Origin of the sequence: Mycobacterium sp., assembly GCF_036488105.1 — a bacterium.
GTDB lineage: Bacteria > Actinomycetota > Actinomycetes > Mycobacteriales > Mycobacteriaceae > Mycobacterium.
In genome coordinates this window covers 1-13,777 of record NZ_DASXHW010000008.1, presented here as the reverse complement: position 1 = coordinate 13,777, position 13,777 = coordinate 1, and the positions used below count along the sequence as shown (strand labels likewise).

The window sequence follows — 13,777 nt, the reverse complement described above, 5'->3', positions numbered from 1 at the left end:
GATCTACCAGGCCATCGACGAGATCCAGAGTGCGCTCAAGGGCATGCTCAAGCCGATCTACGAGGAGAACCAGCTCGGTCGTGCCGAGATCCGCGCGCTGTTCCGGTCGTCGAAGGTCGGTCTCATCGCGGGATGTCTGGTCACCTCCGGCATCGTGCGGCGCAACGCCAAGGCCCGCTTGCTGCGGGACAACATCGTGGTGGCCGAAAACCTCACGGTGTCCTCACTGCGACGGGAGAAGGACGACGTCACCGAGGTCCGCGACGGCTACGAATGCGGTCTGACGCTGACCTATTCCGACCTCAAAGAGGGCGACGTCATCGAGACCTACGAGCTTGTGGAAAAGGAGCGCGCCTGAGTATGAGCTCCGACAAGTTGACCGTGTGGCATGGCTGACCCGGCGCGGGCGCGCCGGCTGTCCAAACGGATCTCTGAAATCGTCGCCACGGCGATCGAGTACGAGATCAAAGACCCCGGACTGGCCGGTGTGACGATCGTCGACTGCAAGATGTCTGGCGATCTGCATGACGCGACGCTGTACTACACGGTCATGGGGTCGACGCTGGACGACGCGCCCGATTACCAAGGCGCCGCTGCGGCGCTGGAACGCGCCAGGGGTGTGTTGCGCAGTAAGGTCGGAGCCGGCACCGGTGTGCGGTTCACTCCCACGCTGACCTTCACCCGCGACACGGTGTCGGACTCCGTGCAGCGGATGGAGGAATTGCTGGCCCGGGCGCGCGCCGCCGATGCGGACGTGGCCCGAGTGCGTGAGGGAGCCTCGCCGGCCGGCGACGCCGATCCGTACCGGGTGAGCGGGGCGGAGCAGGACGACGAAAACGTAGGTGCATTAACCGCTCACGGGGAAGGCGCCGGTGACGACGACGAACTCGAAGACTGATTCGACTACACAACGAGTCGACGCCGTCGGCGCCGCCAAGGTGCTGGAAGCCGCGGCCACGATCGGGGTCCTCTGCCACGTCCATCCCGACGCCGACACGATCGGAGCGGGGCTGGGGCTGGCCTTGGTACTGGACCGGTGTGGCAAGACCGTCGAAGTCAGCTTTGCGGCTCCGGCCGCTCTTCCGGAGTCGTTGCGATCGCTGCCCGGCGGCCAACTTCTGGTTGCGCCCGACGCCATGCGTCGCGATGTCGATCTGGTTGTCACCGTGGATATTCCGAGCGTCAACCGGCTCGGGGGCCTGCGCGAGATGACCGCCGACGGCCAGGATGTGCTGGTGATCGATCACCACGCGTCAAACCAGATGTTCGGCACCGCGAACTTCGTCGAGCCCTCGGCCGACTCCACCACGATGATGGTCGCCGACCTGCTCGATGCCTGGGACAAACCGATCGACACCGATGTGGCCTATTGCCTGTATGCGGGGCTGACCACCGATACCGGATCGTTCCGGTGGGCCAGCGCCCGCGCTTATCGGCTGGCGGCACGGTTGGTCGAGCTCGGTATCGACAACGCGGCGATCACCCGGTCACTGATGGACACCCATCCCTTCGCGTGGATGGCGATGCTGTCGCGGGTGCTGGGCTCGGCGCAGCTGCTGCCCGATGCCGTCGGTGGCCGCGGCCTGGTGTACGCCATTGTCGAAAACCAGGAGTGGGACGGCGCACGCCCGGAAGAAGTCGAGAGCATCGTCGATATCGTCCGCACCACGCAGCAGGCCGAGGTGGCCGCGGTGCTCAAAGAGATTGAGCCGCAGCATTGGTCGGTGTCGATGCGGGCAAAGGCCGCAGTAGATCTCGCGGCCGTCGCCTCGACTTTCGGCGGCGGCGGTCACAAGCTGGCCGCGGGCTACTCGACCACCGGTTCGGCCGACGAGGTCGTTTCTTCGCTGCGCGCCGCCCTCGGGTGAGCGAGCCGGGCCAGCCGCAACCGGGTGGCCGCCAGATCGCGCAACTGGCTGTGCCGTTTCCACCCTCCGGAAACGGGGCAGAATGCTGTCAGCGCACTTGAGCCCGGCCGCGCTGTAGGACGGCCTCGCGGTTGGCGGCGATATCGTCGCCGGAGGTCCGGAATGCCCGCGCCGCAGTCGCTTCCAGCCACAAACCCTCGCTGGTGTTCGAATCGTCGATGCGGTGGTAGGACGACAACAGGGCCCGTACCGCGTCCTGGTTGTTGCCGACGATGCTGTCGGCCACCTTGCGTGCGGCGGGCAGCAACTGATCGTGCGGCACGACCTCGGTGACCAGGCCGGCGCGCAGCGCATCCTGCGCGGACAGGTAGTCGCCGGTCAGGCTCATCCGACGGGCTAATCCGACGCCGACCTTCTGGGGCAGACGCACACTGAGCCCCCACGTGGGCAGCAGGCCCACGCGGGCGTGGGTGTCGGCGAATCGCGCCTGTTCGGACGCGATCAAGATGTCGCAGTACAGCGTCACCTCGAGCCCGCCGGTGACGGCGGCGCCGTTGATCGCGCCGATGACGGGCTTACTCAGCGATGGCCAGCGCGGCGAGATGTCCGGTAGCGCCGTTTGCCCACCCAACTCTTTGAGGTCCAGCCCGGCGCAGAACACCGGGTCCGTGCCGGTGACGATGATGACGTCGACGTCGTCGTCAGTTTCGGCGTCGGCCAGGGCGCCGAAAAATTGGTCCCGCAATGCAGCCGACAACGCGTTACGCGATTGCGGCCGGTTCAGGGTCAGGGTTCGCACTCGCTCGTCCGTGTGGATCAACAGCATGTCGTCGGTCATAGCGCCACCGTAGTCAGTCCGCTTCAGCACGAGCCGACCCCACCTATCGTTGAAAATATGTGCCGGAACATTACGGAATTGCGCGGGCTCGAGCCGCCGGCGACCCCCGCGGAGATCGAGGCGGCAGCCAGGCAGTATGTGCGCAAGGTCAGCGGCTTCACCCGCCCTTCGTCGGCAAACGCCGAGGCGTTCGAGGCGGCGGTCGCCGAAGTCGCTGCGACGACGACGCGGCTGCTGCACGCCCTGCCGGAGCGCCGTCAGCCGCCCAACACCGATCCTCCTTTGCGCCGCCTCGCAACGAGGTGACGAGCACCGCGACGGTATCCGCGCTCACAAGTGGCTGCCTGCTCACCGTTTCACGGAGTCTGGTCGACGAGCACCGCGCCAGCGGGCCAATCACCGATTGTGCCCAGCGGCGTGGGCTCGCCAGCGGCGGTGAGTCGCACGACGTCGGCCATCTGGGCCGGAGCATCGCACTGTAGGTAGTGGTCGGCGCTCGGCAGTATCCAGTAGCGGTTCAACCCGGGCTTGTTCCGGAGGAATTCCTGCCACACGTAGTTCGCAACCCGGACAGGTGCGACGTTGTCGTGCAGGCCCCATACCAGGGTGGTGTCCACGTCGCTGGTGGAAAGTGCTTGGAGCCAATTGATTTCGTCAGCGGCGCGTTCGTTGAGGTATTGAATCGTGTCCGGCAGCACGGCGGTCCCGTCGTTGTGTGCGAAGCATTGCGCCAATGCGGCGATCTCGGGATCGTTCGCATCTCGCCGCGGCATGAAGGTCGTCGCGCCCATGCCCGCGGCCAGCAGCTCCGGCGTGGTCGCCCGCGCGGTGCTGCGCGCCACGGTGGGATCGAGCAGCGCTTTCTGGAATCCGGTCAAATTGGCCAGCGGCAGATAGATGTTCGCGTTAGTGAGAATGATGTTGGCCGGCGGGCTCGCATCGTCGAGGTCGGCGAACATGGACAATGCGATCATGCCGACGCTGGTGCCGCGGTCATGAGTCAGCAGCGTGTAGTCCTCGAGCTGCCAGAGCTTGGTGATCGCGTGAATCAGCAGGCGTGCATCGTCGTACAGCGAATACACGTACGGCGCGCCCGGCTTGTCGGACAGGCCGTAGCCGGGGAAGTCGAGCAGGTAGATGTCGAAATCGGCGTCGAGCTCGCGGGTCAGCGAAACGAAATCAATGCTCGCGGTGGGAAAGCCGTGCACGCAGACCAATGCCGGCGCCCCCGGTGTCCCGCAGCGGCGGGTGAAGACGCTGACGTCGCCGTCGGCGTCGGCGTTCACGGCGGTTGTCGACCGCCATTGGATTTCTGTTCCGCCGCTTCGCCATTCGTCGAAGATGGCCATCAGGAACCGACCGGGAACACGATCCGCGAGGCGCCGAAGTGCACCTCATGGGTGGACGGCTTGAGTTGGCTCCCGGTCGATGTCGGCTCGCCGGTGCCCAGGTTGCGGTCGAAGCGTGGATGGCAGCCACCGGCGATCAGCACGCGGATGCGTGTCCCGGCCCGGAATCGGTGCGAGATCGCGTCCAGTTCGAGGCTGACGTGGTCGGTCGCGTCGGCCAGCCGCCGGTAGCCGTCGCTGACGTTTCGGGAGCGGCCCTTGGCGTCGACTTCGCTGATCCGGACGAACACGTCGACGTGCGGGTTGTCCGAGCTGTGTGCCAACTCGGCGACCGGGTTGCCGTGCACGTACAGGTCGTTGGTGAGCACGTCGCTGGTGAAGCTGAGCACATCGCGGCGAGCCGCCAGCTCCGTGTCGTCGCGGTAACCGCCGTCGGGGGACAGCAGTCGTCCCCCGATCGTGGGTGTCGGTTCGGCGGGGTCGTAGCGGAAGCTCGCCGAGGACCCCGCCGCCGGCGCCGTGTCGGCCAGGCCACCGCCGGGCCGCAGGTAGACCTCGCGCTCGGTGGTGGCCGGCGGCCAGTCCGGCAGCTCGCGCCAGCCTTCGCCGGAGACGAAGACCCGGACGCGGCCCGATCGTGGGGTAGCGGGGCGACCGGCCAGATGGGTGTCCAGCCATTCCTGGGTTTCCCGGACGATGGTGGCCAGACCTGCCAAGAGCAACTGGGTGTGAGTCCACGGCCCCATGGTCAGCGCGACGTCGACGCCCCGCTCGCGAAGGTGGCGGAACTGATGGAGCGTCTGACTCAGGAACAGGTCTTGCCAGCCGCTGAGCAACAGCACCGGCACCTGGACCTGGTCAAGGGCGGAGGCGACGTTCAGCGGCCCCCAGAATGGGTTGTCATCCGCCGGCGGTGTCAACCAGGACTCCCACCACGGAGCCCCATCGCCGAGCAGCGCCCGGCCGGACGCGCCCAACGGCGCCTCAGCGGCCGCACGCACCACGCCCTTCTGAGCCCGCATTTGGCGGATGCCGGCCCGGATTCGGCCCGGATCTTCCTGGTGCGCAACCAGATTGCACCAGCCGAGGAAGTCGTTGACCGTGAACGAGCCGGTACCCCACGACGATGCGCCGAGATCATGGGGACCGGCGGTGATGACGGACGTGACCAGTTCCGGCGGCGGATCTTGCAGCAGTGCGTACTGAGTGAACCCCAGGTAGGAGATCCCGATCGTGGCGAAGCGGCCGGTGAACCACGGCTGCCGCCGCATCCACTCGACCGTGTCGGCGCCGTCGGCGGCTTCGTGGACCATGGGCGCGAAGTCTCCGGCCGATCCGAATGTCCCTCGCACACTCTGCAGCACCACGCGATACCCGCGGGCAGCGTGCAGACCGGCGAACACCAGCGAGAACGGAAATGCGCGGCCGTAGGGTCCGCGAGCCAGCAGGGTGCCGACGGTTTCTCCGACGGGTTCGTAGACGTCGGCGATCAGCTCGACGCCGTCGCGCATCGGGATCTTGACGCTGCTGACGGTGTAGCTCGTCGTCGGCGCCGGCAGCCGCAATGTCCGGGCAAGGGCGCGGCCGGCGAGCCGTCGGGGAAGGGTGCGCAGCGTCGACCCAGCGGGTCGGTCGGAGGTGGTCGTCACGGCATCAGGTTATGGCCGCATCAGCGATAGCGGGCTCAGAATTTGTAGTACGGCGAAAGCTCGTTGGCGCGCTGCAGGTTGGTCGCCGGGCAATCGACCTCCGGGCTGGAGTAGATCGTCGAGTAGAACAGCGACTGCTGAATGACCCCGTAACTGGTCTTGAACGCCACCATGCAGGAGAAGTAGAAGTAGCTGTTGTGGTACGTCGGCTTGAGGTTCCACCACTGCGCGGCGCGGTGGCCGTTGATCGTGGTCTCGACGGCGTCGGCGGGCAGCGACTGCTCGTACTTGCGCCAAATGATCGGCTCGACCGCGAGCTGGTAGTTGCCTGCGTCGTAATGGCAGCGCAGCCCCTCTTCGGGCGTTGGCGGGGTGAAGCCCAGGCCTAACCGCTGGACGACGTCGAACGGGATGTCCCGGCACGGGTCGAAAGGGCTCGGGTCGGTGGTCGCCACGATCGGGCTCTTCATCGTGGTGGGCGGGTCCATCGGAGCGGCGGTGGACCGTAGTTCCACGGTGGGCCCACCGAACGTGGCCGGCGGCGCACTCTGCCACACCACTACCGCCGCCATGAACAGGGCACCGAACGCTGCAAACAGGCGCAGCTTGGCGACCATGACACCCCTCCGATGGCTCGACTCCTGCCGGGAGCTTACAAGTCGCAGCCGCGCCGCCACAGAGCAAACGAGAACCTGTTCCAGTCCGTTGCGGCGCCACGGTGACGCACCGGCCACCGACCAGTCGTTAAGCTGGGGAGTCGTGGATTGGCACGAACATGGGCTGCAGGCCCCGACCGCTCGGCAGCCGACCCTGTGGGCGGTATCGGATTTGCACACCGGCCATGTCGGCAATAAGCCCGTCACCGAATCCCTGTACCCGTCGACTCCGGATGACTGGCTGATCGTTTGTGGCGACGTCGCCGAGCGCACCGACGAGATTCGTTGGGCGCTGGATTTGCTGCGCCGACGGTTCGCCAAGGTCATCTGGGTGCCGGGCAACCACGAGCTGTGGACCACCAACAGGGACCCGATGCAGATCTTCGGCCGGCACCGCTATGACTACCTGGTCAACATGTGCGACGAGCTGGGTGTCATCAGCCCCGAGCACCCGTTTCCGGTGTGGACCGAGCGGGGTGGTCCGGCCACGATCGTGCCGTTGTTCCTGCTCTACGACTACTCGTTCCTGCCGCAGGGCGCGACCACCAAAGCCGAGGGTCTGGCGATCGCGCGGGAGCGCAACGTCGTGTGCACCGACGAGTTCCTGCTCTCTCCGGAGCCCTACCCCACCCGCGAGGCGTGGTGTCACGAGCGGGTTGCCGCTACCCGAAAGCGGCTGGACGATTTGGACTGGATGAATCCGACGGTGCTGGTCAACCATTTCCCGATGGTGCGCCAGCCCTGCGACGCGCTGTTCCTTCCGGAGTTCTCGTTGTGGTGCGGAACCACCGAGACCGCGGACTGGCACACCCGCTACAACGCGGTCTGCTCGGTCTACGGGCATCTGCACATTCCGCGCACCACCTGGTACGACGACGTGCGATTCGAGGAGGTGTCGGTGGGCTACCCGCGCGAGTGGCACCGCCGCAAGCCGTACAGCTGGCTGCGCCAGGTGCTGCCCGATCCGCAATACGCGCCCGGCTATCTCAACGACTTCGGCGGTCACTTCGTGATCACGCCCGAAATGCGGGCGCAGGCGCAGCAGTTCCGTGACCGGCTGCGCCAGCGGTAGTTCCGATGACCTTGACCACCTTGATGTCGGCCGTGCTGCCCGACGACGGGAACTTGGCGTGTGCGGAACTGTATTCCGACCCGCCCGGACTGTCGCCGATGGCCGAAGAAGAGCCGTTGATCGAGCGGTCTGTGGCCAAGCGGCGCAACGAGTTCATCACCGTCCGGTACTGCGCCCGTATTGCGTTGGGCGAGCTCGGGTTTCCGCCGGTGCCGATTCTCAAGGGGGAGAAGGGCGAACCATGCTGGCCGGACGGCGTGGTGGGCAGCCTGACACACTGTGCGGGCTATCGCGGCGCGGTGGTCGGTCGCGACCGCGCGGTCCGTTCGGTGGGTGTGGATGCCGAACCGCACGACGTCTTACCGGACGGTGTGCTCGACGCTATCAGCCTGCCGGCCGAACGTGCCGAGCTGGCGGGCTTACCGTCCGGTGTGCATTGGGATCGAATCCTGTTCTGCGCCAAGGAAGCAACGTACAAAGCCTGGTTTCCGCTGACCAAGCGCTGGCTCGGCTTCGAAGACGCGCACATCGTTTTCGGCGTCGACGATTCCGGCTCGGCCGGGTCTTTCGAGTCGACCATTCTGATCGACGGGGCCACGCTGTCCGGCCCGCCGCTGCGCACACTGGCTGGGCGGTGGTCAGTGGACCGCGAGTTGGTGCTGACGGCGATCGCGTTATGAACGCCGGTCTTGTCGTCGTCGACAAGCCGGCCGGTATGACGAGCCACGACGTGGTCGGGCGTTGCCGACGGATCTTCGGCACCCGGCGGGTGGGGCATGCCGGGACACTGGATCCGATGGCCACCGGCGTCTTGGTGATCGGGATCGAGCGCGCCACGAAGATCCTGGGGCTGGTGACCGAGACCTCTAAGTCCTACGCAGCGACCGTCCGGCTGGGCCAGTCCACGTCCACAGAGGACGCGGAAGGGGAGTTGCTGCAGCAGGTTTCGGCGCAGAACGTGACCGATGAGGCGATCGAGGCGACGGTCGCGGCCTTGCGCGGCGATATCGCGCAGATCCCGTCGGCGGTCAGCGCGATCAAGGTCGACGGCCAGCGGGCCTACCGACTTGCCCGTGAGGGCCGCACCGTCGAACTGGTCGCGCGGCCGGTGCGCGTCGATCGGTTCGAGATGCTGGCGGTGCGTCGCGACGGCGAACTCGTCGACGTCGATGTCGAGGTGGACTGTTCGTCCGGAACCTACATTCGCGCGCTGGCCCGCGATGTCGGCGCCGCGCTGGAGGTGGGTGGCCATCTGACCGCACTGCGCCGCACCCGGGTCGGCCGGTTCGGTGTCGAGGAGGCACGTTCACTCGACGATCTGGCGGAGCAGCCCGGGCTGAGCCTGACGCTCGACGACGCCTGCCTGCTGCTGTTTCCGCACCGGCAGCTCACCGACGAGGAGGCCGACGCGGTCGCCAACGGCCGGGCGCTGGACCCGGCCGCGATCGACGGCGTCTACGCCGCTCACACCGCCGATGGCCGGGTCATCGGTTTGCTGCGCGACGACGGTGCGCGAACGAAGTCGGTGGTCGTCATCCGGCCGGCAACACTGTAATCCGATCGCGGCGTCAGGGCCGTTCATTGGTTGGCTTGATGCCGTCCAGTGCCCGCTCGGCCTGGCCGACCTCACTCAACACCACCGACGCCGCTGCGTCGTCTAACGCGGTCCGCTGCAGATGAGCGAGGAGGGCGATACCCAGTTGGCGAGCTCGCTCGGCATTGTCGGCAAGGGAAGCCCAGTCGGGCTTGGCAAACCGCGACGCCACGAACGGCTCCCACACCTCGTCGGCATAGGAACGCAGGATCACGTCCGCGATGGAGCGTTGGTGACTGCGGACGTCGACCAACGTGGCAACCAGCCGCTCCAGCGAAAGACCCACATCCGTGAGGCCTTCGATCAGATCCAGCGCTTCCGCGTCCCGCACCGCTACCGGGTCGCCGGCGGTGTCGGCGATCATGCCGAGCTTGGCCAGGTGCGCGGCGGCGCCGGTGCCGAGTCGGTTGTCGAGTTCTGCTCGGCTGACGGCGGTGGGGCCCGCCGTGCTGAACGGGGCGAGCACCTCGGCCGCGAGGTGTCGGATGTCGCTCTCGCTACCGGTACCGGTGTCGATCATTCGCCGAATGAGGTCGAGTGGGAAGCCGTCGGCGTGTAGCTGCTGCACCCGCCTGATCCGTGCGACGTGCTCGTCGGAGTAGATGCCGACGCGTCCGCGGCGGGTTGGCGGCGGCAGCAGACCCTGGCGTTGCCACTCCCGGATGTTGCGCGAGGACATGGAAACGCGCTGGGCAAGCTGGTCGATGGTGATCTCCATATGACTGCTAATCTTAACCCCATTGTCTGTTACAGAAATTACTGTTACGTTCGCGCTTGTATCGGTAGGTCGAATCCGGCCAGTGGACGGAGGCGCCGTGACCCTCAAATACGACATCAGGTTGGCGAGCACGGTGGCCAGGCCGGTCGCGGACAGCCTCTACGCCAACATCGCCATTGATCTCGGCGCCAAGCTCAAGCGTCGCGACTATCCCGGCATCCGCGAAACATCGTTCGACCCGTTCGATCCGGTGACCGCCGCCAACCCGTACCCGGGATACGCCGAGCTGCTGGCCGGCCCGCGGGTCCGATACAACCGGAAACGCAATATCTTCATTCTCAGCCGCTTTGACGACGTGCGCGCCGCGGCCCGAAACGACGCGATGCTGACCAACAGCGAAGGCGTGACGCGGTCTCGGGTCGAAATCCCGGTACTGCTCAACCTGGATCCGCCGCGTCACACCGAGTTGCGGCGCAAGGTGCAGCCCGCGTTTTCGCGTGGCGCGCTCAGCGGGTGGCAGCAGATGGTCGATCGGCTGGCCAGCGAACTGGTCTCCGACCTGCTGGCCAACCCGGCCTCAGATGTAGTGCAACGGCTGGCGGTGCCGCTTCCGATGCGGATGATCGCGCATATCCTGGGTGTTCCGCCGAAGGACGAGGAGTTTTTCCGGTATTGGTCCAACGAGGCTGTCCGCGTGGCCAATATCCAACTGACGCCGAAGGGTTTGTGGCAGATACTGCCGACCCTCAACGGCGTGCGCCACCTGCATTCGTACTTCTGTAGCCGGATCGGCAGCGGTGAGCTGTTGGGCCGCGACACTTTGCTGGGCCGTCTGGTGGCCACTGCGGGCGACGGCGAGATCAGCCGGGATGAACTTTTCTACTTCGCTCTGCTGTTACTGCTGGCCGGCAACGAGACCACCACCAACCTGTTGAGCACGATGTTCTTGACCTTGTCTCAGAACCCGGATCAGTTCGAGCTGATCCGCCGTGATCCCGACGTGTTGATGAGTAGCGCGATCGAGGAACAGCTGCGCTTCTCGTCGCCGATTCAGGGTTTCTACCGTACGGCCAAAGTCGATTACCGGGTCGGTGACGCCACGATTCCAGCCGGCGCACGGGTGGCGCTGTTGTGGGGCGCTGCCAACCATGACCCGCGGCAGTTCGACAATCCCGAAGCATTTGTCGCCGAGCGCAATCCCTCCCACGTCGCGTTCGGCTCGGGTATCCACTTGTGCCTGGGTGCGAGTCTGGCGCGGATGGAGAGCCGGGCGGTGCTGCGCGAACTTGTCGAGCGGGTAGGGCGAATCGACATTATCGGCACGCCGGAGTGGACGACGAACAGCTCGCTGCGCGGTCTGGCGCACCTGGAGGTGGCGCTGGTACCGCTGCCATGCGGGCCGCGACCGCCGGCCTGATCCACCGCATGGCTGAAGCGGCAATATTACGTTCCGATCAGAAGGTATCTTTCCTTTCGGGCCGCCAAAAGATATGCTGCGCCTGCAGGTCGAGTGCGACCGGAAAGGTGCGTGCAGTCTTCAATGGCGGCAAAAGTCAACGGACAACGTGTGCGGCGGACCCAGGCGCAGCGCACTGCTGCCATGCGCACCAGACTGCTCGATGCCACCATCGAGTGCCTGGTGACTTACGGCTACGCGGGAACCACCACGCCGCGAGTAGCACAGCTCGCCGGTGTGACTCGTGGCGCGCAGATTCACCACTTCCGGTCCAAAGAAGATCTGGTGGTCGCGGCAATCGAGCATCTCGCTCAGCAACGGGCCCAGGGCGCGATTCGCGAGTTCGGTCGCGTCCAGGCCAGTAGCGACCCGGTCTCGACGGTGTTGGAGTTTCTGTGGGAGGCCCATCAGGGTCCGATGTTCGTTGCCACCGTTGAACTTTGGGTCGCAGCACGCACCGATGACGTCTTGGCCGCGCACATCGAGCGGGTGGAGCCGGTGGTCAACAGCACCCTGATCTCGGCGATCGCCCAGTTAGTGCCGGACCACGCCGTGCAAAAAGAGCTGCGCAACTTCGTCTACACCGCGATGGACGCACTGCGCGGAATCTTGCTGAACAGTTTCGTGGACCGCGATTCCGATCGCGTGCGACGACGGTGGGAGCGGGCCTGCGAGCACCTGCGGATCATCGTTGCGACCCTGCTGACTGCCGAATCTTTGGACTGACCCCGCCAAGGCGAGTCGCGGCCTGCTGTCCGCTTCACGGCGTTATCACGAGCCCGGCGTCGTCGGCTGCCGCACCATTGCAAAGATACAATCAGGTGTGTATCTTTTTGACGAGCGAGACTGCGCAGCGACACAAAGGAGTGCGATGTCAAACAAGGTCTACGTCATCGGTGTCGGGATGACGAAGTTCGAGAAGCCGGGCCGCCGGGAGAACTGGGATTACCCGGACATGGCGCGCGAGTCAGGCACCAAGGCGCTCGAAGACTCCGGTATCGACTACGCCGCGATCGAGCAGGGCTACGTGGGCTACGTCTACGGCGAATCCACGTCGGGCCAGCGGGCGCTGTATGAGCTGGGTCTGAGCGGAATCCCGATCGTCAACGTCAACAACAACTGCTCGACCGGCTCGACCGCGCTGTACCTTGCCGCGCAAGCGATTCGCGGCGGGCTGGCCGACTGCACGATCGCGCTCGGTTTCGAGAAGATGAAGCCCGGTTCGCTGCAATCCACCTACGACGACCGCACGAACCCGATGGACAAGCACATCATGGCGATGGCCGAGATTTCCGAGGTGCTGTTCCCACCGGCGCCGTGGATGTTCGGCGCGGCCGGCCGTGAGCACATGCAGGAATACGGCAGCACCGCAGAACATTTCGCCAAGATCGGCTACAAGAATCACAAGCACTCGGTCAACAACCCGTACGCCCAGTTCCAGGAGTCGTATTCGCTCGATGACATCCTTGGCTCGCGGATGATCTACGACCCGCTGACCAAGCTGCAGTGCTCGCCGACGTCGGACGGGTCCGGTGCGGCGATCCTGGCCTCGGAGGCGTTCGTCGACAAGCACGGCCTGGCGGGCCAGGCGGTGGAGATCGTCGGGCAGGCCATGACCACCGACTTCGCCAACAGCTTCGACGGCACCTGCAAGGGACTTATCGGCTACCACATGAATGTGCAAGCCGCTCAACGTGTTTACGACCAATCCGGTCTCGGTCCGTCGGACTTCCAGGTGATCGAGTTGCACGACTGCTTCTCGGCCAACGAGTTGCTGCTCTACGAGGCGTTAGGTCTGTGCGCCGAGGGCGAAGCGGCCAAGCTGATCGACAACGGCGACGTCACCTATGGCGGGCGCTGGGTGGTCAACCCGTCCGGCGGACTGATCTCCAAGGGGCATCCGCTGGGAGCCACGGGTCTGGCGCAGTGCGCCGAGCTGACCTGGCAGCTGCGCGGGGCGGCCGACAAGCGTCAGGTCGACAACGTCACCGCCGCACTGCAACACAACATCGGACTCGGCGGCGCGGCCGTCGTCACCGCATACCAGCGAGCCGAACGCTAACCGACGAACAACGTAGGACAGAGGAGCAACCATGGGACACATCGAAGCAACCCGAGAACTGTCGGCTGAGCCGGAAGCATTGTGGGGGACCGTCAGCGACCTGGCCAACTGGGACAAGTGGTTCACCGTGCACGAGAAGTGGCTCGAGGGCCCACCCGACACGCTGACCGAAGGCGCCAAGCTGACCGCCAAGATCGTCATGCTCGGGATGGCCAACAAGATCGAGTGGACGATCGAACAGGTGCAGGCACCGCGATCGCTGGTGCTCTCGGGAACCGGCATGGCCGGCGTCAAGGCCAAGTTCACCTTCACCATCGACCCAGCCGACAAGGGTTCCAAATTCACGGTTTTCGGCGACTTCGAGGGCGCGATGATCAAGGGCGCGCTGGGCAAGGCTGTGGAGAAAGACGGCGTCACGCAACTCGACAAGACGCTCGACCAACTCGACGCGCTGGCGTCGGCATCCGCCCAAGGCCTCATTCGATGACCGAGACGCTGGAGTTCGACGACACCGG

The 13,777-nt window shown here is 65.7% G+C and carries 16 protein-coding genes; 11 read left to right on the top strand and 5 right to left on the bottom strand.

Going from position 1 to position 13,777, the window contains the following annotated elements; all coding sequences use genetic code 11:
- The 3 genes from VGH54_RS00415 to VGH54_RS00405 all read left to right on the top strand — a co-directional run.
- Positions 1–358, top strand: a 358-nt coding sequence (locus VGH54_RS00415; protein WP_331509968.1) for an EF-Tu/IF-2/RF-3 family GTPase, incomplete at its 5' end; no start/stop codon positions are given.
- Between the two features lie 30 nt (positions 359–388).
- The gene (gene rbfA, locus VGH54_RS00410) at positions 389–898 is read left to right on the top strand and encodes a 30S ribosome-binding factor RbfA (RefSeq protein ID WP_331509967.1); all 510 of its coding nucleotides are present in this window, start codon (positions 389–391) and stop codon (positions 896–898) included.
- On the top strand, positions 873–1,868 hold the full coding sequence (locus VGH54_RS00405; protein ID WP_331509966.1) for a bifunctional oligoribonuclease/PAP phosphatase NrnA: 996 nt from the start codon (positions 873–875) through the stop codon (positions 1,866–1,868). The genes rbfA and VGH54_RS00405 overlap by 26 nt, the downstream gene beginning before the upstream one ends.
- An 88-nt stretch (positions 1,869–1,956) precedes the next feature.
- Here the strand turns inward: VGH54_RS00405 and VGH54_RS00400 are convergent, their stop codons facing one another.
- Positions 1,957–2,706: an enoyl-CoA hydratase gene (locus tag VGH54_RS00400; protein ID WP_331509965.1), complete on the bottom strand. Its 750-nt coding sequence runs from the start codon at positions 2,704–2,706 to the stop codon at positions 1,957–1,959.
- Between the two features lie 57 nt (positions 2,707–2,763).
- On the opposite strand from VGH54_RS00400, the gene VGH54_RS00395 reads away from it, so the two are divergent.
- Positions 2,764–3,012: a DUF2277 domain-containing protein gene (locus VGH54_RS00395; protein ID WP_331509964.1), complete on the top strand. Its 249-nt coding sequence runs from the start codon at positions 2,764–2,766 to the stop codon at positions 3,010–3,012.
- 50 nt (positions 3,013–3,062) lie between these two features.
- On the opposite strand, the gene VGH54_RS00390 is transcribed toward VGH54_RS00395, so the two are convergent.
- From VGH54_RS00390 to VGH54_RS00380, 3 genes are read right to left on the bottom strand one after another with little or no spacing between them, the layout of a single operon-like run.
- Positions 3,063–4,055 carry an alpha/beta fold hydrolase gene (locus tag VGH54_RS00390; protein ID WP_331509963.1) on the bottom strand — a complete coding sequence of 331 codons (993 nt, stop codon included), beginning with the start codon at positions 4,053–4,055 and terminating at the stop codon, positions 3,063–3,065.
- On the bottom strand, positions 4,055–5,704 hold the full coding sequence (locus VGH54_RS00385) for a CocE/NonD family hydrolase (protein ID WP_331509962.1): 1,650 nt from the start codon (positions 5,702–5,704) through the stop codon (positions 4,055–4,057). Before VGH54_RS00385 ends, VGH54_RS00390 begins: the two co-directional genes overlap by 1 nt.
- A gap of 35 nt (positions 5,705–5,739) precedes the next feature.
- The gene (locus VGH54_RS00380; RefSeq protein ID WP_331509961.1) at positions 5,740–6,321 is read right to left on the bottom strand and encodes a DUF3558 domain-containing protein; all 582 of its coding nucleotides are present in this window, start codon (positions 6,319–6,321) and stop codon (positions 5,740–5,742) included.
- Positions 6,322–6,484: 163 nt separating this feature from the next.
- Here VGH54_RS00380 and VGH54_RS00375 point away from each other — a divergent pair, with 163 nt between their 5' ends.
- The 3 genes from VGH54_RS00375 to truB are packed head-to-tail and all read left to right on the top strand — an operon-like array spanning position 6,485 to position 8,987.
- On the top strand, positions 6,485–7,432 hold the full coding sequence (locus VGH54_RS00375) for a metallophosphoesterase (RefSeq protein ID WP_331509969.1): 948 nt from the start codon (positions 6,485–6,487) through the stop codon (positions 7,430–7,432).
- Positions 7,433–7,437: 5 nt separating this feature from the next.
- The gene (locus VGH54_RS00370; RefSeq protein WP_331509960.1) at positions 7,438–8,112 is read left to right on the top strand and encodes a 4'-phosphopantetheinyl transferase; all 675 of its coding nucleotides are present in this window, start codon (positions 7,438–7,440) and stop codon (positions 8,110–8,112) included.
- Positions 8,109–8,987: a tRNA pseudouridine(55) synthase TruB gene (truB, locus tag VGH54_RS00365; RefSeq protein WP_331509959.1), complete on the top strand. Its 879-nt coding sequence runs from the start codon at positions 8,109–8,111 to the stop codon at positions 8,985–8,987. Before VGH54_RS00370 ends, truB begins: the two co-directional genes overlap by 4 nt.
- A 13-nt stretch (positions 8,988–9,000) precedes the next feature.
- Here the strand turns inward: truB and VGH54_RS00360 are convergent, their stop codons facing one another.
- On the bottom strand, positions 9,001–9,744 hold the full coding sequence (locus VGH54_RS00360) for a MerR family transcriptional regulator (protein ID WP_331509958.1): 744 nt from the start codon (positions 9,742–9,744) through the stop codon (positions 9,001–9,003).
- Between the two features lie 97 nt (positions 9,745–9,841).
- Between VGH54_RS00360 and VGH54_RS00355 the strand changes: the two genes are divergently transcribed.
- The 4 genes from VGH54_RS00355 to VGH54_RS00340 all read left to right on the top strand — a co-directional run bounded on the left by VGH54_RS00355 (position 9,842) and on the right by VGH54_RS00340 (position 13,749).
- Positions 9,842–11,161 carry a cytochrome P450 gene (locus VGH54_RS00355; RefSeq protein WP_331509957.1) on the top strand — a complete coding sequence of 440 codons (1,320 nt, stop codon included), beginning with the start codon at positions 9,842–9,844 and terminating at the stop codon, positions 11,159–11,161.
- A gap of 123 nt (positions 11,162–11,284) precedes the next feature.
- Complete coding sequence (locus tag VGH54_RS00350; RefSeq protein ID WP_331509956.1) at positions 11,285–11,926, top strand: TetR/AcrR family transcriptional regulator; 642 nt, start codon at positions 11,285–11,287, stop codon at positions 11,924–11,926.
- Between the two features lie 145 nt (positions 11,927–12,071).
- Positions 12,072–13,262, top strand: coding sequence for a lipid-transfer protein (locus VGH54_RS00345; RefSeq protein ID WP_331509955.1), 1,191 nt, complete (start codon positions 12,072–12,074; stop codon positions 13,260–13,262).
- Between the two features lie 31 nt (positions 13,263–13,293).
- Positions 13,294–13,749, top strand: a complete 456-nt coding sequence (locus VGH54_RS00340; protein ID WP_331509954.1) for a type II toxin-antitoxin system Rv0910 family toxin — start codon at positions 13,294–13,296, stop codon at positions 13,747–13,749.
- Positions 13,750–13,777: the final 28 nt, after the last annotated feature.